The organism is Blautia faecis (genome assembly GCF_027662325.1).
GTDB classification, from domain to species: Bacteria; Bacillota; Clostridia; order Lachnospirales; family Lachnospiraceae; genus Blautia_A; species Blautia_A faecis.
Genome location: NZ_JAQDKY010000023.1, coordinates 33,638 through 52,282, shown reverse-complemented (window position 1 = coordinate 52,282; position 18,645 = coordinate 33,638). Strand labels below are relative to the sequence as shown.

The following is an 18,645-nucleotide window of genomic DNA, read 5'->3' as shown; positions in this document are numbered from 1 at the left end:
GCCCTGACATTTAGCGGTTAATACCGGACAATACGTCTTCAATCCATTTATCTGTATTATAGTTATCATCAAAGAATTTTACGATTACCCCATAAGGCTCTTTTTCATTGGAAAAAGCATTGGCCTCATCGGTATCTACGTGCATGGCAAGGCGGTAACTCCAGTCTACACGTACTACCACATCTGCATAAATAAGAGCGCGGCCGAAGCTTTTGGTCAGGACAAAAACTTCGTCATTATCTTTGACCTTCAAAGTAACAGCATCTGCCGGAGTCATGTGAATGTGACGTTTGGCAACAATGACACCGTGAGCAAGGATAAGTTCGCCCTTGGGTCCGATGAGAGTGCAGCCAGGGGAGCCGACAGTATCACCAGACTGGCGGATAAGACCGGGAAGACCGATCTTGCGGGTATCTGTAAGGGAAAGCTCAATCTGGGTTTCTTTACGAAAAGGACCTAGAATGGCCATATTCTGATACTCACCTTTAGGCCCCTTTACGGTAAGACGTTCCTGGCAGAGATACTGTCCAGGCTGGCTTAATTCCTTTATGTAATGAAGCTGGGCATCCTCTCCAAACAGGAGTTGGAAATCCTCCTGGGAAACATGAATATGCCGTGCTGAGGTTTCAATCGGTATTTTAATGCTCATGGAAATTCCTCCGATATTATATAGAGTGTGAACATCAGTACTGTTTTAACACTGCAATAGATTAAGTTTAATATTAATGAGAAAAAATAGCAAGCCTTTTTTACAGGCACATATACAGGAGTGTATGAAATGAAAAAGCATACAGACAGCGGTTTTACCTTTGATATTAAGGAAGATCATGCTGCAGTAATGGAAATTGATGGGGATCCCCAGATTGTGGAAATTCCGGAACAGATCGACGGAGTACCGGTCACAGAACTGGCTGAATATCTTTTTTCCGGGAAAAGCTGTCAGGTCATACGGATTCCCTTGGGAGTTCAGAAAATAGGCCGTTACGGTTTTTATAACTGTCGGAATCTGGAAGAGCTATGGTTTTCCAGTGATTTTACTGATCTTGGAAGTGGAGCTTTTACAGGGTGCCACAGGATCCGAAGAATGGAAGTTTTGATGAATGATGAACAATCCGGGCTGAAAGAGATCCTTTCAGAAGTTGGGGAGGAGCTGCGGGTACATTTATATGGAAAAGTGGAAGCCATGCTTTGGTTTCCGGAATATTATGAGGAAGGTGTGGAAAATACTCCTGCCAGGATATTGATGACTGAGGTGCATGGAAGCGGTCTGTATTACAGAAACTGCTTTCAGGGAAAAGTATTTCATTTTCTGGAGTATGACAAGCGTTTTGAGATGGCGAGAGCCCAGGAATCATCAGATTTCCTGAGAGAAATGGTATATGGCAGACTGAACTGGCCGACAGGGCTGACAGAACAGGCGAAAATACAGTACGAGCAGTACCTGAAGGAGCATATAGAACAGATTGCTTCTGATTTTATCCGTCAGAAAAGAGGAGAAGAGCTGGAATGGCTTCTTCACACGTATCCCCTGGAACCTGGGCAGAAAGAACTGTTTACAGGTCTGGTAAATCTGGCAGACAAAGTGAAATCTCCGGAGATTTTAAGTATGCTTATGGAGTACCAGAGACTGCATTTTCCATCGAAAAGGAGAAGTTTTGAACTATGAGTGGTTCAGAAGAGAAAAAATTGAATTCATTACATGAGGAAGATTCGTTATATAAAGCGCAGGGGGGAAAAGCTGCTTACCAGATAAGTCCGACATATGGGCAAAATACTTTGTACAAGGTAAATCCGGTACATGACGCCTGGGATCGTGCGTTGGCGGCAGAAAGCATCTGCCAGGATATTTTGTCCAGTGCCAGAAACCAGTTGTACCTGAATATGCGCTTTATGGACTGCGCATTGTCAGCACTTTTCTTTCAGGGAGATATGGGCGTTCATCCTGTTGGAACGGATGGAACTGTCCTGTACTATCAGCCGGAAGAACTGATGGAACAGTTCAGGAGAAGCCAGGAAAAGGTGAATCGAATCTATCTTCACAGCCTTTTACACTGCATTTTTCTCCACTGTTTTCCAGAGAAGGATGAAGAAGGAAATCCTGCTGTGGATGTCCAGTACTGGAATCTTGCATGTGACATTACAGTGGAAAATATCATTGACGGGCTTTATCTGAAATGTGTGCATCAGCCGGCATCTATGGTGAAGAGGCAGGCGTTGAAGCTGATACTGGAAGAGGGAAAGGTAATGACGGCTCAGAGAATTTACCGAAGGCTTCAGACTCTTCATTTGCCGGAAAATAAAATGCAGGAGCTGCGCCGTGAGTTTACTCAGGATGACCATGGTAAGTGGTATGAAAACCATCCAAACAGTCCTCAGATGTCCCAGCGGAAAAAGAACTGGGACGACATCCGCAACCGCATGCAGACAGAGATGGAAACTTTTTCAAAAGAAGCGGGAGAAGGCGGAGAAACTCTGGTAGACCAGCTGCGTGCCCAGAATCAAAATCGCTATGATTATAAAGAATTTCTGCGGAAATTTTCTGTTTTGAAAGAAGAAATGAAAGTTGATATGGACACTTTCGATTATATATTTTACAATTATGGAATGAATCTGTATGGCAATATGCCGCTGATCGAGCCCTTAGAAACGAAAGAAGAGCGGAAGGTGGAAGATTTTGTGATCGTTATTGACACTTCCATGTCCTGTAAAGGAGAGCTTGTCCGGAAGTTTCTGGAGGAAACCTACAGTGTGCTCAGTGAATCTGAGAGCTTTTTCAGGCGGATTCACGTACACATTCTTCAGTGTGACGAGAAAATCCAGTCTGATGTGGTGATTGAAAATGCCATGCAGTTGAAGGAATATATGTCCCATTTCACAGTGAAAGGAGGGGGCGGCACAGATTTTCGCCCTGCTTTTGCCTATGTGGAACAGCTTATGAGAGCGAAGAAGTTTACAAAACTTCGGGGACTGATTTATTTTACAGATGGTTATGGAATTTATCCGGCAAAAATGCCTCCTTATGAGACTGCTTTTGTATTTATGAAGGAGGATTACCAGGACATTGATGTGCCGCCATGGGCGATCAGGCTGATCCTTGATGAAGAGGACCTGGAGTCTGTTTAAAAAGTCTTTCTGTGTCAGATCTCATGTAAAGCAGGATATGTAGATTAGAGCCAATCTGTAAAGACGAGGAGAATATAATATTATGAACATCAAGCGAGCGAAGGAAGAAATACGCAATACAATAGAAGCTTACCTTTTGAAAAATGAATACGGGGAGTATGAAATCCCGGTTATGGCCCAGCGCCCTGTTTTTCTTATTGGCGCCCCTGGAATCGGCAAGACACAGATCATGGAGCAGATTTCCCGGGAATGTAAGGTGGGACTGGTTTCTTACACCATTACCCACCATACCAGACAGAGTGCAATCGGACTTCCTTTTATTTCCAGAAAGAATTTTGACGGAAAAGAGATGGCAGTTACAGAATATACCATGAGCGAGATCGTAGCATCTATCTATGAGAAAATCCAGGAATCCGGCCTTCGAGAGGGGATTTTGTTTATTGATGAGATCAATTGTGTTTCCGAGACACTGGCACCTGCCATGCTGCAGTTTCTTCAGTGTAAAACCTTTGGAAGCCACAAGATTCCGGAAGGCTGGCTGATCGTAGCTGCCGGGAATCCGCCGGAGTACAATAAATCGGTCCGTGAATTTGATGTGGTGACTATGGACCGTGTGAAGAAAATCCAGGTGGAGCCGGATTTTGACGCATGGAGAGAGTATGCTTACGCAAAAGGCGTTCATCCTGCAGTGATTTCCTATCTGAATACAAGACCGGCTAATTTTTACAAGATGGAGAGCACTGTGGATGGCAGAAATTTTGCTACACCAAGAGGATGGGAAGATTTGTCCAAATTGATACAGGTATATGAAAAACTGGAGAAAACCGTGGATAAGGACGTGGTAGTCCAGTATATCCAGCATCCGCAGATTGCAAGAGATTTCGCCAGCTATCTGGAACTTTTCTACAAGTACCGTACGGATTATCAGATCGATGAGGTTTTAAGCGGCCATATTGATGATATTCTGGTAAAAAAGGCGGCACATGCTTCCTTTGATGAAAAGCTGAGTGTCACCGGACTTCTTCTTTCCAGACTGAACAAAGTCTTTGGAAAGGTGCAGGAAGAAGAAGAGAAGCTTGCCAGCATTTTTGGTGTTCTAAAAGAGGCGAAAGAGCCTCTTATGGGAGCGCAGAAGGAGCAGCCGTTGGTTTATCTGGAGGATGTAAAGAACCGCTTCCAGTCAGACTCATTGGCAAAGAAGAAAGCAGGGCTTTTGTCCAGGGAGGACCTCCATCATGACCAGCAGGTTCTGGATACCCTGGAAAAATATGTGATGGATCTGAAGAAAGAGAATGTACAGGATGGCGAGTCTGCTTTTTCCCTTCTCAGAGGCTGGTTTAATGCGGAAAAAGAAGGATATGACAATGATTTTGACAAGGCATCAAGGCAGCTTGAATATGCTTTTGATTTTATGGAGAGTGCTTTTGCGGGCGGACAGGAACTGGTGGTATTTATTACAGAACTGAATACCAGCAGTCCTGCAGTGGCTTTTCTTCAGGAATATTCCTGTGAAAGATATTACCGCTACAATAAGGAGCTTTTATTCCGGGAAAACACCAGAGATATTCTGGAACGGATCCGGCAGCTTGGATAAGGAGGCTGAATGAGAAAAAGAAAACCATGGAAATTTATTTTTATTCTTCTGTTTGCAGCGGCAATTTCCCTGGGAATCTATGTTTATCAACAGCAGTATGAGCCGGACGATTTGTTTGTGAAGGTAGGAGAGGAAATTCTGGATAACGCTCCGGAGATTTTTTCCGGAGAGCCGAAAGAAGTCCGGGAACTGCGGAAACAGGAGGTGGAAGATACCGACACACAGGGACTGCGCCAGGAATACTATTTTGGTCAGCTGAATGAAGAAGAACAGCGGGGCTATCGGGAAATAATAGAAGGAATCCGGGCAAAAGAGAAAGAATTTTACCTTACGATCTATGAGGATGACACTGTAAATAGGGTTTACCATGCGGTGCTTATGGATCATCCGGAGCTGTTCTGGGTGCATAACCGGAAGCAGGTATATAAAACAACCTTCTCAAATGCCAATTATTGTATGTTTTCTCCTGGTTACAGTTATACGGATGAGGAAATCCAGGAGATACAGGCAGCTGCTGACAATGCCTGTCAGGAGGTAAGTGCATTGGTCTCAGAGGGGGCGGATGATTATGAAAAGGCGAAAGCAGTTTATACTTATCTGATCGATACTGCCGAATATCAGGAATCTGAGGACGACCAGAGCATGGCAGGAATCTTTTGGAGGAGGCAGGCAGTGTGTGCCGGATATGCAGGGGCTGCCCAGTATCTGCTGGAATATCTTGGAGTGCCCTGTATTTACGTGGAAGGCAGTACTGCCGGAAGTACAGAGGGACATGCCTGGAACATTATCACTTTGAACGGAAATGATTACTATTTTGATGCGACCAACGGTGACCAGCCGGAATTTCTGGAGGGCGATGCAGTCCAGCTTGCAGAACATAAGACAATCCTGTATGATTATCTGTGTCCGTTCCCGGAGGAGTATGAGACGACATATACACCCTCTGCTGAATTTACGGTTCCGGCGTGTTCTGCAACAGATATGAATTTTTATGTGCTGAACCAGGGCTGCTTTGACAGTTATGACTATCAGGAGATCCTGGCATACTGCCAGATGAGGCTGAATAACGGGGCTGCAGTAGTAAGGTTTAAATTTTCATCGCAGGAAGCTTTTGAACAGGCCAGAGCAGACTGGATCAACGGAGATGCCATTCAGGAGGCTGCAAGATATTATATGACTATATATGGAATGAGTCAGGTAGAGTATCATTATGGAATTCTGGAAAATATGAAAACTATCTATTATATGTTTTAAAAGGAAGAGGTATAAACAGATATGGTTGATATTTTAAAAAATATTATGAATATTGCATACAGAGTTCGGGATATGCAGATCGCAGGTACTTTGTCCATGGTTTTATTTGGAGTAGTGCTTGTGTTTGGAATTATGAACTGTGTACTCGGATACCGTCTTTTAAGATTTTGGATGATGATCTTTGGATTTCTCATTGGAGCAGGAATCGGATTATTTGCCATTCATCAGATCGGATTCGGAGAAAAAGTGTATTATGCAGTGGGAATGATCGGGGTAGGACTGGTACTTGCCATTCTTTCCTTTGCAGTGTTTAAGGCCGGTATTTTTATTATGGGAGCAGGAATCGGGCTAACGCTTACTGTGTATATAATCCATCCGACTACTTCTTTCAGCTTTTTCATCTGTCTTCTGGCGGGAGTAGGTCTCGGAATGCTGGCGCTTCGCTATGAAAGAGAAGTGATCATTGTGGGAACCAGTATTCTGGGTGGTATCTTAAGTGGCTTTTCTGCTGCCAAGCTGGCAAAAATGGAGGAAATTCCTTTTGGAATTATTTTTTCCATTGGGTTCGCCCTTGTGGGAATGTTGATCCAGTTTGCCATTAATAAGCCGAAATATGACGATGATTACGATGACGAGGAAGATGAGGATCAGGGGAAAGTACCAGAAAGACGACAGAAATGGGATGAAGCTGACTGGGAGGAGGCTGAAAGCGAGACAAAGCGCAGAGGGAAAAAAGAGCGTGATGATAAAAAGAATCCTTCCAGGGAGCAGTACAGAAAGTGCCCGGAAGAGTATGAAGATGATTTAGATGATGATTTGTCTGATGCGGATGATAAAGAGATTGATGAGATTCTGGATGAGTATGGCGTGGACGAGGAAGATGTGATTGAGGAATATCTGGAAGATTATTATGGTGAGAACAAGAGGACACCGCAGAAAAGACGTAAAAACAAGAGCAAGCGAAAAAACAGCGCCAGCCCTTATCAGAAGAACAGATAGGTGAAATCCATTTCTGAGACATCAGAGAGGGATGCTGAAGAAAACAAATAAAAACTATGAAATCCTGGAGCAAATAATGCTCCGGGATTTTTGACGTATAAAGAAAACGCAGTCAATTGATTTTGAAATTGACTGCGCTTTGTTTTGTAAATTAGAATTCAATTTCCTTTAAATATCTTGTCAGAGCATCCTGCCAGGTTGGAAGAGGGGTGAATCCGTTTTCTACCAGCTTCTTTTTGTCCAGGCGGCTGTTAAATGGGCGTGCTGCCTTGGAAACTCCGTATTCAGCGGTGGTAACAGGAAGAACTGTTACTTTATCCTCAGCATACTCGGTATGTCCAAGCTCAACAGCCTGACGGAAGATTTCCTTAGTGAAATCATACCAGCTGATATAGCCACCCTCATTGGTTGCGTGATAGTAACCGTATTTGTCAGTGAGAATCATGTCGATCATCAGGCGGGCAAGGTCATAGGTGTAGGTTGGAGTACCGATCTGGTCGTTGACAACCTTTAAGGTATCATGCGTTTTGGCAACGTTTAACATGGTCTTGATAAAGTTCTTGCCATTTTTACCAAATACCCATGCAATACGGATAATAAAAAATTTGTCAACATTGTTATAAACTGCAAGCTCTCCGTCAAGTTTCGTCTGACCGTAAACATTCAGAGGCTTGTAGGCTTTACAGTCTGGCTCCCATGGAGTGGTGCCCTGACCGTCGAATACATAGTCTGTGGAAAGATACATCATTTTGATGCCCAGCTTTTTGCAGACTTTTGCAATATTTTCAGTACCAAGAACATTTACTTTGCGGACGATTTCCTGTTTGTCCTCATCTTCAGCTGCATCTACAGCTGTCCAGGCTGCACAGTGTACCACGCCGTCCACGCCTGCTTCTGTAATGGCTTTTTCCACAGCGGAAGCATCTGTAATGTCTACAGAAATATAAGGCATTGTGGTGACAGCAGTACTATCCTGAATTCCGCTATACTCCGGGGCAAGGTCAGAGCCTACCCCTTCGTATCCGCGTTTGTTAAGTTCGTTCATTACATCATGACCAAGCTGACCGGCCACACCTGTTACAAACAGTTTCATAAAAACAGCCCTCCTTAGCGGTTGCCGTACATTTTTTCGTAGTAATTCTGATACTCTCCGGAAATAATGGTCTCCCACCATTCCTTGTTGTCAAGATACCACTGGATGGTCTTTTTGATACCGTCTGCAAATTTGGTTTCTGGCAGCCAGCCAAGTTCGTTGTGGATCTTGGTTGGATCAATAGCATAACGCATGTCATGACCCTTGCGGTCTGTTACGTATGTGATCAGGCTCTCTGGTTTTCCAAGCTCTTTGCAGATGATCTTAACGATGTCGATGTTTTTCATTTCGTTGTGTCCGCCTACATTATAAACCTCACCAACACGTCCTTTGTGAATGATCAGGTCGATGGCGCGGCAGTGATCCTCAACATACAGCCAGTCACGAACATTCTCACCTTTTCCATAAACAGGAAGTGGTTTGTCATTTAATGCGTTGGCGATCATAAGCGGAATCAGTTTTTCCGGGAAATGATATGGGCCGTAGTTGTTGGAGCAGCGGCTGATGGATACAGGAAGTCCATAGGTTCTGTGGTAAGCAAGTACCAGAAGGTCAGCAGACGCCTTGGAAGAACTGTATGGGCTACTTGTGTGGATCGGAGTTTCCTCTGTGAAGAACAGGTCCGGTCTGTCAAGTGGCAGATCACCGTAAACCTCGTCAGTGGAAACCTGATGATAACGTTTGATTCCGTATTTGCGGCAGGCATCCATAAGAACAGCAGTACCGATGATGTTTGTGTTCAGGAAAACCTCAGGGTTCTCGATGGAACGGTCAACGTGGCTCTCAGCCGCGAAGTTTACAACCATGTCCGGATGTTCTTCCTCAAAAAGCTTGTAAACTGCTTCACGGTCTGTGATGCTCTCTTTTACAAAACGGAAGTTTGGGTTATCCATAACCGGTGCCAGAGTAGAAAGATTACCTGCATAGGTAAGACAGTCCAGACAGATGATACGGTAGTCCGGGTATTTTTTTAACATGTGGAAAATAAAGTTGCTTCCGATAAATCCGGCACCGCCGGTAACGATAATATTCATGATATAATTCTCCTTTGATTTTTATAATTAGTGAAGTACGTCCATATATTTGCCATCCAGTACGTCCTTCAGATACTGACCATACTGATTCTTCTTCAGCACGTTGTAAACTTCCATAACTTCTTCTCTGGAAATCCAGCCGTTTAAGTAAGCAATTTCCTCAAGGCATGCAATCTTACGGTGCTGATGGGTTTCTACTGTTTTTACAAAATTAGTTGCGTCTACAAGGCTCTCATGTGTACCTGTGTCAAGCCATGTGAAGCCCTGGCCAAGAAGCTCTACATTTAACTGACCTTTTTCCAGGTAAATACGGTTCAGGTCTGTGATCTCCAGCTCACCGCGGGCGCTGGGTTTCAGGTTCTTTGCATATTCAACAACTTTGTTATCATAGAAGTAAAGACCTGTTACACAATAGTTGCTCTTCGGATGCTCTGGTTTTTCTTCGATGGAAATGGCTTTGCCTTCCTGATCGAATTCAACGATACCGAATCGTTCCGGATCGTCTACATAGTAGCCGAATACAGTAGCACCTTTTCCTGAGCTTGCATTCTCAACAGCGGCTTTCAGACGCTTCTTAAGACCGTGTCCTGCGAAAATGTTGTCTCCAAGAACCATGGCAACCGTATCATTTCCAATAAACTCTTCGCCGATGATAAAGGCCTGTGCAAGCCCGTCCGGGCTTGGCTGTACAGCGTAAGTAAGAGATACGCCGAACTGATGGCCGTCACCAAGAAGCTCCTTGAAACGTGGGGTATCCTGTGGAGTGGAAATGATCAGAATATCACGGATCCCTGCGTTCATAAGAACGGACATTGGATAGTAAATCATTGGTTTATCATAAATTGGAAGCAGCTGCTTGGAGGTGACCATAGTCAATGGGTAAAGTCTGGTACCGGATCCACCGGCTAAAATAATTCCCTTCATAATTTCGTTCTCCTTTGTTGGATTTGCTATATTGTTCCTATTGCGAACAATATCTGATTTATGCTGTCAGGTGCATAATTTCGTAGTCGTTCATGAATGCTGCCGGATTTTGGGCAGCATTTGTTTGCCCTGACCTAAGTCTGTAGCTACATTATAAAAGGTGACCTTACGTTACCTTCAAGACCTTTTTTACAATTATTTCAAGTTTGTTACTTTTTCACAAAGAAATACCCCTGCATCCTTGGTGATATGGAACCCATTTTCTGTTTTTTTCTTAACAAGGGCGCGAAAATCCTTGTAACGGTCTGGCAGATACTGGTTCTGATTGCCGTGGCAGGAGAGAATATAGGAAATTAAAGGCTCCGCATCGGTAACGATCAGTTCGTCTTCATAGGATTTCCAGGTAATCTTCTGAAAATAAGGGGAAAGGATATCCGTCCCATTTTCCCTGCCAAAGCGTTCGTACAGTTTATCCGCGGAGAGGGCAATCCTTTCATCGAAGGACTGGACCAGAAGGCTGACCTCCCGCATATGTCTGGAACCGTAGGTACTGCAAAGAAAACGTCCGCCTGGCTTCAGGATTTTTGTTACATTTTTGCACACCTTTCCAATGTCGTCACAGTAAAAAAGTACATGATTGGCAATGACCAGATCAAAGGTGCCAATCCTTGGAGGAATGTTGTGACAGTCAAAAGCTTTGAAAGAAAAACGGGGATCTTCTCCGCCAATGGCACGCCTGGCGTCACGGAGCATACCCTCGGAAATATCAGAAAGGGTAATGTGTATGTTCCCTGGTAGTTTTGATAAGTTCTGGGTCCAGAGAGCTCCGTCACCGCATCCAAGCTCCAGAATATTCATTCCCTCATGAATCTGGCACTGCTGGCAGACCCAGGGAAACCAGCCTTCCTGATTTACAGAATAAAGACTGTGCAGGTTGATCCTGGAAGAAATGTTGGAAGCATTCTGGTACTGATTTTTCAGACTTTTTTCCATGACAGTCAGATGGATCAGGTCCAGCATACGGCTCCAGTCCACGGTATGCTCCTCAGAAATGGCCTGGGCAGTATCTTTCAGTGTTTTTTCCACAAGCTGCATCTGTTCAATCCGGTCCTGTACAAGCTTCAGCTGTACATTCAGGGCATTGAGCATAAAATGGCTGTCCGGGTCTTCGATAGTCATCTCCCGGATATCCTCCAGGGAAAATCCAAGATATTTCAGCAGCAGGATCTGCTGCAGCCTTGCAAAGTCCGTGTCAGTATAAAATCTTGCGCCGGACTCGGATACAAGAGAAGGTTTCAGAATATCGTGCTGGTCGTAATAGCGGATGGTCCGCAGTGTTACTCCAGCCATCCGGGCAAACTGACCGGAAGAGTAGTAGCCATCTTTTTTCAAAAAAACACCTCCTGGACTGCCAAATATTATATTTTATTATAGGAAAAATTTATCCGGGGTGCAATGGGAAATTTGAGGCAGGTTACGGTTTGTTATACTTACAAAAGAACAGCTCGCGGAATATTACTGGCAGATCCTGTCGCAAAGAGGCGAACGCTTTTCCTTGTGCTTTTTTTATCTGTGTGCTACCCTTTAATCAAGGTCAGCGGGGCCGAAGATGAATCTTAAAACTGGCAGTTCTGTCAGTCTTTTTCCACAATAAAATGTAAGGAAGAGAAGAAAAAAGGACAGGAGGTTAACATGAACCTATTCGATTTTACCTACTGCGGTAATTATAACCGGCAGATTCAGAACTTGGCCAGGATATCCCCTGAGAAGTGGAGTTTTGGGCAGTCCGGGGATAACGGGATCCTGAAAGGTTATCTGGAAAATACATTCCGCAGACTGTATGAGGAAGGAAAAGTACGGGAAGAGAAAGAATATGCCCTTTTTCATACAGGACTCTTTAATCAATATTATCAGCCAATTTATGCTTATTTTGTTCCAAATGTAGTACCGGACAGACAGAAATGGTATCTGGAAGGATTTTATACAGACTACTCGCTTTTAAAAATAAAAATTACGGATCTGCCGCCCAGGGCTGCTTATGTGGAAAATCCTTCCGATCTGGTGTTTGATACCAAGCTGCCGGTGGTGCCTCAGTATGAGCATATTTTTGATGATGAGGAAAATGTGCAGCGGCTTCCTTCCGCAGTGAGGGAGAGCGGCATGCGGGTACAGCTTTTTGATGGAGCCTTACAGCAGACCAGACGGATACTGGAGTCAGACTACAAGGCTGCCATTCCTCAGTATTATAACCATTCCATTCAGCTTTTAATCCCAATCTGCCTTCAGAATCCGGGAATTCCGGATCTGGCACTGGCCTGTATGAAAACTCCGGATGGGACCAAATATCTGGGACGAACCTGTCTGACTCTCCGGATGGCCTATCACAATGCCAGACTACTTGCAAGGCTGGACGGGAGCTGGCTGAGGGCGTGAAGAAGTTAGAGAAAATGAAATACCTTCAAAGAGGATATTGGAACAGCAATCGGAAAGCTGCAGTTTCCTGGCAATGTCCTGCTGTTATGGGGCAGATTGTGAACAGGGATAAAGAGTGTGAAAGAACTGTGACTTTCTTTCGGAAAAACTGTTCAAAATATATAAAACGTGTTACAATATAAAACTATCACAGAGAGAAAATCAGAGGTAAGGACTACATAAGACAGCAAGTCCTGGATTGATCAGAGAGGCAGGAATCAGACCTTGGATTTTCTTATGGAACACAGGAGAATGTATGAGAATCGAATTAAAAGACGAAAATCAGGAAGAACCGCAGAAAATTGATGAGAACGACATCCGTTACAAACACGAGACCGATCTGACGAAGAAAGAGAAGCGTGAACTTGAGAAAATGAAGCTTGCCAGTATGGGCTGGAAGGGAAAGCTTCAGTATATCTGGGCCTATTATAAGCCACAGATGGCAGCCATTGTGGCGGTGATCGCCATAGCCTTTTTTGTAAAAGATCTTTACGAAAATTCCAGGATCCATACAGCACTTACGGTTATGGTAATTGACTCCTACGGAACGAAGCAGGAGGAAGCCGAAGAAAAGGTACAGAAAGCGCTGGGAATCCAGGATGATCCATATGAAATCGTCACAGTAGACGAAAGCCTGCGCACCGGTGAAGACGGAGTTGCATTGGAATCCTACAGCCAGATGGCCTTTACCACCAAAGTATCTGCCAGGGCAGTGGATGTGCTTATTGGTTCCGAAGATTATATGGACGGTTTTGAGTTCAAAGATGAGTATTTTATGGATCTGACAGAGCTTTTGCCAGAGGATGTTTACCAGGTATTTGGGGAGCAGAATGACAAATACAGCATTACCATTGATTCTGATGAACTGGCAGAGGAACTTGAGGTGACCTATGAGCCTGTTAGGATCGGAGTTCTCGCTAATTCAGAGAATGTGGAGAATGCAGTGAAATGGCTGACGAAACTGGCAGAAGAATTATCGTAAATAATGAAGGGAGACGTGTGAAAGCTGCCACGTCCCCCTTCCTTTTTCTGTAAAAATATGCCGGATTTTCTGAGTGCATTTCACATCAAAGCTTTTTCAGATAGTGTTTTTCAATAAAAGAGAGAACTCCATATAGCCCCATGGCAATCAGACACAAAACCACAATGGACATCAGCACCCAGGTAAGCTTGAAGAAGTGTGTCTGCAATCTGAAAGAAAACTATATAAAATTCAGAAAAAATTTTGTAAAAATGTCAATAGGATATTTGACCGAAATAAGGTATCCTAAACAGACAGAAGAGATTCTAAAGGATAACAGGAGAGAAGAATATGAAGGTTTTGCTGGCCGGGAATACCGGCTATGTGACAGAAGAATTTGTAGAAGAAGCATTTCCAGAATGTCAGGTAATGGTACTTGGAAATAAAATGATAAAGACAGTCCGGAGAAGGGAACTTATTTCCAGACCATTTCCCAGGACGGAACTGGAACTTGGAGATATTTTCAGAACATACGAATTTGAAGCTGTGGTATACTTTTCTAATTATCTGACCTTACATGGAGAACTGGAAGGGGAAGCAGAGAATCTGCGCAAGATCCTGCAATACTGCAGGAAAGGGGTTCAAAGCCATTTCCTTTACGTGACAGGACCAGAGGGAATGTATGATGTACCAACAGGCAAGACTCTGCTGGTGCAAAATGCAGAGGATGTGTGCAGACGCTATGCGGGACTGTACGGTCTGAAGGTAAAAATACTGCGGGTACCCTATTTATATTCCGGAACCTATAAAAAAGATTTCTTTTACAGAATTTTCCAAGCTTCGAAAGAGAGCCAGAAGCTGTTTTTCCAGGAAGCTCCGGAGCAGAAAGCCTGTTTTTTATATTCTATGGATCTGGCAGAACTGGTGTACAAGCTTTTTGACAACTGGAATGATGATGAAGAGGTGTTGAATGTTCCAGATGTATTTGACATCTGTTTTCAGGATGTGACCGAAGAACTGAAAAAGGTTTTATCCCCGGTTTCCATTATCTATAAAAGTAGTGCCGTTGTAGAAAAAATAAAAAAAGACGACAGACAGATCCGAACAAACTATAACTGGTTTCCAAAGATTTCAGTATTAGATCATATTTCGGAAATGTATAAAGAATACACAAAAAACAATGGAGAAAAAGCAAGCTGGTTTACTAGGCTTTTCAATCAGAACCAAAGATGGCTGCGGGTATGTGAGTTTGTGGTCTGCTTTCTGGCGTTTGAATTTTTGCAGCGTCTTCTGGGAAATCAGGCTCAGTTTAAGATGATTGATCTGCGTCTTGTGTTTATTGTCTTGTTTGGAAGTCTTTACGGTCTGGGATATGGGATTGCCGGAGCAGCAGCCCAGGCAGTATCCTTGCTTCTGGCATATGAAAGCCAGGGAACAAAGTGGTATACTCTTTTTTACGAACCGGCTAACTGGATACCATTTATCTTTTATTTTGCTGCAGGTGCTGTATGTGGCTATGTGCGAATGAAAAACAGGGAAAATCTGGAATTTATATCAGAGAAGAATCAGCTGATCCAGGAAAAATTTCTCTTTATGCGTGATCTGTACCAGGAGACCCTTCAGGACAAAAAAAGATACAAAAAACAAATCCTGGGCAGTAAGGACAGCTTCGGAAAGATTTTTGACATTACCAGAAAGCTGGATATTGTACAGCCAGAGGAACTGTTTATTGAAACTATGCACATTATGGAAGAAGTTCTGGAGAATGAAACTTTTGCGTTTTATTCCATCAGTCAGAAAAATGGATACGGCAGATTGGAAGCGGCATCCCCTAAGTCTCAGGGAATGTACTCTGCTTCTATCAGATTAAGCGAGTATACGTTTGCCATGGAAACCCTGGAAAAAGGGCAGGTATGGGCAAATCGGGATTTCGTAAAAGGTTATCCCATGTATATGGCTGGTATCAGGAAAGAAGGCAGTCTGGTGATGCTGATCTGTATTCAGGAGGTAAGAAACGGGCAGCTGACTTTATATTATATGAATCTGTTTCAGATTTTATGTGGTCTTGTAGAAACATCTCTTTTACGTGCTCTTGAATATCAGGAAGCCACGGAATACAAGAAATATGTAGAGAATACGAGGATCCTGAAGCCGGAATACTTTGAAAAAAGTCTGGAGCTTCAGCATTCTATGCGTGAGCAGAAGATGGCATCCTATATCCTTCTGAAACTGAAGTATGGGAATATGACCATTGAGGATGCGGATGAGGCACTGGACCGCTGTATCAGAGAAAACGATATCCGTGGTATTTCTCCGGAAGGGGAGTTGTATCTGATCCTGACCCAGGCAGATGACAAGGCATTGCCAGTCATCCTTGAACGTCTGAAAAGAAATGGATTTGAGGGAAAGGTGCTTGATGTTCCGGTAGGAAAAGAGACAGCAGGAGTGGAATCATGACAAAAACAGCAATTGGAATCACGGCACTGGCGATTCATCTGATCATCTGCATACTGATCTGGTCAGGAATACGCACAGGATTTCTGAAAGCAAAGATGTACATGCTGTCTCTTGCCGTATTTGTACCAGTCTGGGGACCGGTGTGTGTCCTGCTCATACATTTTCAGCTTTTTTCCGGTACGGATCAGGTGAAAACAGTGGGAGTTGAAAAGCTCAGGGTTAACGAGGAAATTTATAAGAACATGTTTCCGGCCATGGAGGAAAATGACAGGGATGTGGTTCCTCTGGAGGAGGCCCTTCTTCTGAATGATCCTTCCAGGCGCCGGGAACTGATCATGAACGTTCTGAATGATAACCCGGGGGAATATGTGGAATTATTAAAGCAGGCAAGAATGAATGAGGATGTGGAGGTAGTCCATTATGCGATTACAGCCATGGTGGAACTGTCCAAAGAATATGATTACAGATTACAAAAGATTGAGAAAAAATATACGAATGATCCAGATGATCCTGTTATTCTGGAGGAGTACTGTGATTTCCTGAAAGAATATCTGAGTCAGGGCTTTATGGAGAAGCAGATGGAACAGATTTACAGAAACCAGTATACCCAGCTTTTGTTAAAACAGCTGGAACAAAAGGTGAATCTCCATACCTGTGTCTGCCTGATGGAAAATCTTATGGTGCAAAGGGATTTTTTTCTGGCAGAAAAAATATTGAAAATCATGGATCAGAACTGGCACAGAGGTGAAGAATACTGGATCTGGAAAATTCGGTATCTGGCAGAACGGAAAATGGGGAAAGAACTGAAACAGAGCTTACAGGCATTGAAGGAAGAGCATATCTATCTTTCTTCCAGAGGAAAGGAGGCACTGGGATTTTGGCTGGATGGATCAAAAAAGTGAAAGCTTTTCAATTTAAGGGAATTCTGGTGATCCTGGGCTGTTTTCTGCTTATAGGAGCCATTCTGTTTGCAGAACGATCCGGTCTGTCCTACTGGGAAAAGGCAAAGAAACTGACTTATCTGGATGCAGATAAAGTGGTTACGGAAGAAACTGCGATAAAGACACTAAAGCCAACCTGCCTTGTTCTTACAGACAGCAGTCAGGCGAACAGCACCATGGCGTGGATCCAGTTCGAGCAGATCTTTAAGGATATGAAGGTGGGTACTGATCTGGTTGATGTAAATCATGAAAGTATACCGGATGATCTGTCTGATTATGAGACTGTGGTCGTTCTTTTAAGCGATTTAAGTCCGCTGAAAGAAAATGTGCTGAAGATCAGCGACTGGGTAAAAGAAGGCGGAAGTGCCATGTTCGCCCTTACTCTTCAAAAGGATACTTATGTATCCCTTATTGAGCAGAAGCTTGGAATTGTATCCTCAGGTTACACAGATGCCATGGTAAACAGCATTTATTTCGACAGTGAGTTTCTCGTCGGAGGCGGAAAAGCATACAAAGTCACAGACGGCTACGAATCGGCCTGGGCAGTGGAGCTGAGTCAGCGTGCAAGGGTATACGCCTGGGCAGATGATACGTCAGGCGTTCCTTTGATTTGGGAAGCTGATTATGGAAACGGAAAGTTTGTAGTAGATAATTTTGGGTTTTATGAAAAAGCTTTCAGAGGCTTTTTTGCTGCATCCTATAGTCTTCTTACAGATGTGGGGGTATATCCGGTGATCAACGGATCCGTCTTTTATCTGGATGATTTTCCCTCCCCAGTTCCAAATGGAGATGGAACTTATATAAAAAGGGATTATGGCACCAGTATTGCGGATTTCTATACCAATATCTGGTGGCCGGATATGATCGCCCTTGCTACGACTCACAATGTGCAATATACAGGAGTTATAATAGAAAATTATGAGGATGAAACAGACGGAGAGACGGAACGCCAGGATGATGTACAGCGGTTCCAGTATTTTGGAAATATGATCCTTCATCAGGGCGGGGAACTGGGTTATCACGGTTATAATCATCAGCCGCTCAGCCTGTCAGACACGGATTATGGAGATGCACTTCCCTATAAGACCTGGACAAGCTTTTCTGCCATGGAAAAAGCAATGAAAGAGCTGATGGATTTTGGAAAGGAAATGTTTCCGGAGACTACCATGTCTGTTTATGTTCCTCCTTCTAATGTTTTGTCAGAAGCGGGAAGGAAACTGCTGGGTTCCCTGTATCCCAAGATCCGTACTATTGCCAGCAATTATTTTTCCGGCGACTATGCTTATGTGCAGGAGTTTGAAGTGGCTGAAGATGGAATCGTAGAACAGCCGCGTATTATTTCCGGTGCGATCATTGACGATTATATGCAGATGGCTGCTTTGTCTGAGTTGAATATGCATTTTGTAAATACACATTTTATGCATCCGGATGACCTTCTGGATGAGGACAGAGGCGCTGCCCTTGGCTGGGAAAAGCTGAAAAAACGTCTGGATGAATACATGACCTGGCTGAATGAAGCAGCACCGGCACTTCGAAATCTTACAGGCTCCCAGCTATCCGGTGCCATTGAAAGATATGGTGCCCTGACCGTGGAGAAATACATTACAGACAAGAAAGTGCATCTTCATCTGGGAAATTTTTACGATCAGGCGTATCTGATGGTGAGAATGAATAAAGGAACTCCGGTGCGTGTGACTGGTGGAGACTTGACTCAGGCTGCTGGGAATCTGTATCTGCTGAGCGCAGAACAGGAAGATGTGTACATTGAGTTCGAATAAATATAATGACAGCAG

15 protein-coding genes are annotated in these 18,645 nt (G+C 43.8%); 10 read left to right on the top strand and 5 right to left on the bottom strand.

What is annotated here, in order from left to right:
* Positions 1–10: 10 nt before the first annotated feature.
* Positions 11–649: a PduL/EutD family phosphate acyltransferase gene (locus PGQ38_RS11665; protein WP_118581346.1), complete on the bottom strand. Its 639-nt coding sequence runs from the start codon at positions 647–649 to the stop codon at positions 11–13.
* Positions 650–778: 129 nt separating this feature from the next.
* On the opposite strand from PGQ38_RS11665, the gene PGQ38_RS11660 reads away from it, so the two are divergent.
* From PGQ38_RS11660 to PGQ38_RS11640, 5 genes are all read left to right on the top strand, one after another.
* Entirely contained in the window at positions 779–1,666 is an 888-nt protein-coding gene (locus PGQ38_RS11660) for a leucine-rich repeat protein (protein WP_173718603.1), read from the top strand.
* Positions 1,663–3,123 (top strand): vWA domain-containing protein, encoded by a 1,461-nt coding sequence (locus tag PGQ38_RS11655; protein WP_173718602.1) that lies wholly within the window; start codon positions 1,663–1,665, stop codon positions 3,121–3,123. The genes PGQ38_RS11660 and PGQ38_RS11655 overlap by 4 nt, the downstream gene beginning before the upstream one ends.
* A gap of 82 nt (positions 3,124–3,205) precedes the next feature.
* Entirely contained in the window at positions 3,206–4,717 is a 1,512-nt protein-coding gene (locus PGQ38_RS11650; protein WP_270431840.1) for an AAA family ATPase, read from the top strand.
* Positions 4,718–4,726: 9 nt separating this feature from the next.
* Positions 4,727–5,971 carry a transglutaminase domain-containing protein gene (locus PGQ38_RS11645; RefSeq protein ID WP_270431838.1) on the top strand — a complete coding sequence of 415 codons (1,245 nt, stop codon included), beginning with the start codon at positions 4,727–4,729 and terminating at the stop codon, positions 5,969–5,971.
* Between the two features lie 21 nt (positions 5,972–5,992).
* Positions 5,993–6,970 (top strand): TMEM198/TM7SF3 family protein, encoded by a 978-nt coding sequence (locus PGQ38_RS11640; protein WP_270431836.1) that lies wholly within the window; start codon positions 5,993–5,995, stop codon positions 6,968–6,970.
* 151 nt (positions 6,971–7,121) lie between these two features.
* Here the strand turns inward: PGQ38_RS11640 and rfbD are convergent, their stop codons facing one another.
* The 4 genes from rfbD to PGQ38_RS11620 form a co-directional block, all read right to left on the bottom strand.
* The gene (gene rfbD, locus PGQ38_RS11635; protein WP_270431834.1) at positions 7,122–8,063 is read right to left on the bottom strand and encodes a dTDP-4-dehydrorhamnose reductase; all 942 of its coding nucleotides are present in this window, start codon (positions 8,061–8,063) and stop codon (positions 7,122–7,124) included.
* 14 nt (positions 8,064–8,077) lie between these two features.
* Positions 8,078–9,097, bottom strand: a complete 1,020-nt coding sequence (rfbB, locus tag PGQ38_RS11630) for a dTDP-glucose 4,6-dehydratase (RefSeq protein ID WP_021926781.1) — start codon at positions 9,095–9,097, stop codon at positions 8,078–8,080.
* A gap of 27 nt (positions 9,098–9,124) precedes the next feature.
* Complete coding sequence (gene rfbA / locus PGQ38_RS11625) at positions 9,125–10,021, bottom strand: glucose-1-phosphate thymidylyltransferase RfbA (RefSeq protein ID WP_118581363.1); 897 nt, start codon at positions 10,019–10,021, stop codon at positions 9,125–9,127.
* Between the two features lie 195 nt (positions 10,022–10,216).
* Positions 10,217–11,413: a MerR family transcriptional regulator gene (locus PGQ38_RS11620; protein WP_270431831.1), complete on the bottom strand. Its 1,197-nt coding sequence runs from the start codon at positions 11,411–11,413 to the stop codon at positions 10,217–10,219.
* Positions 11,414–11,713: 300 nt separating this feature from the next.
* Here PGQ38_RS11620 and PGQ38_RS11615 point away from each other — a divergent pair, with 300 nt between their 5' ends.
* The 5 genes from PGQ38_RS11615 (at position 11,714) to PGQ38_RS11595 (ending at position 18,630) form a co-directional block, all read left to right on the top strand.
* Positions 11,714–12,454, top strand: coding sequence for a DUF3825 domain-containing protein (locus PGQ38_RS11615; RefSeq protein ID WP_118581369.1), 741 nt, complete (start codon positions 11,714–11,716; stop codon positions 12,452–12,454).
* Positions 12,455–12,749: 295 nt separating this feature from the next.
* On the top strand, positions 12,750–13,475 hold the full coding sequence (locus tag PGQ38_RS11610; RefSeq protein ID WP_187565593.1) for a hypothetical protein: 726 nt from the start codon (positions 12,750–12,752) through the stop codon (positions 13,473–13,475).
* Positions 13,476–13,805: 330 nt separating this feature from the next.
* Positions 13,806–15,911 carry an NAD-dependent epimerase/dehydratase family protein gene (locus tag PGQ38_RS11605; RefSeq protein ID WP_270431829.1) on the top strand — a complete coding sequence of 702 codons (2,106 nt, stop codon included), beginning with the start codon at positions 13,806–13,808 and terminating at the stop codon, positions 15,909–15,911.
* The gene (locus PGQ38_RS11600) at positions 15,908–16,813 is read left to right on the top strand and encodes a hypothetical protein (protein WP_118581381.1); all 906 of its coding nucleotides are present in this window, start codon (positions 15,908–15,910) and stop codon (positions 16,811–16,813) included. Before PGQ38_RS11605 ends, PGQ38_RS11600 begins: the two co-directional genes overlap by 4 nt.
* Complete coding sequence (locus PGQ38_RS11595; protein ID WP_270431827.1) at positions 16,789–18,630, top strand: DUF2194 domain-containing protein; 1,842 nt, start codon at positions 16,789–16,791, stop codon at positions 18,628–18,630. The genes PGQ38_RS11600 and PGQ38_RS11595 overlap by 25 nt, the downstream gene beginning before the upstream one ends.
* Positions 18,631–18,645 lie beyond the last annotated feature (15 nt).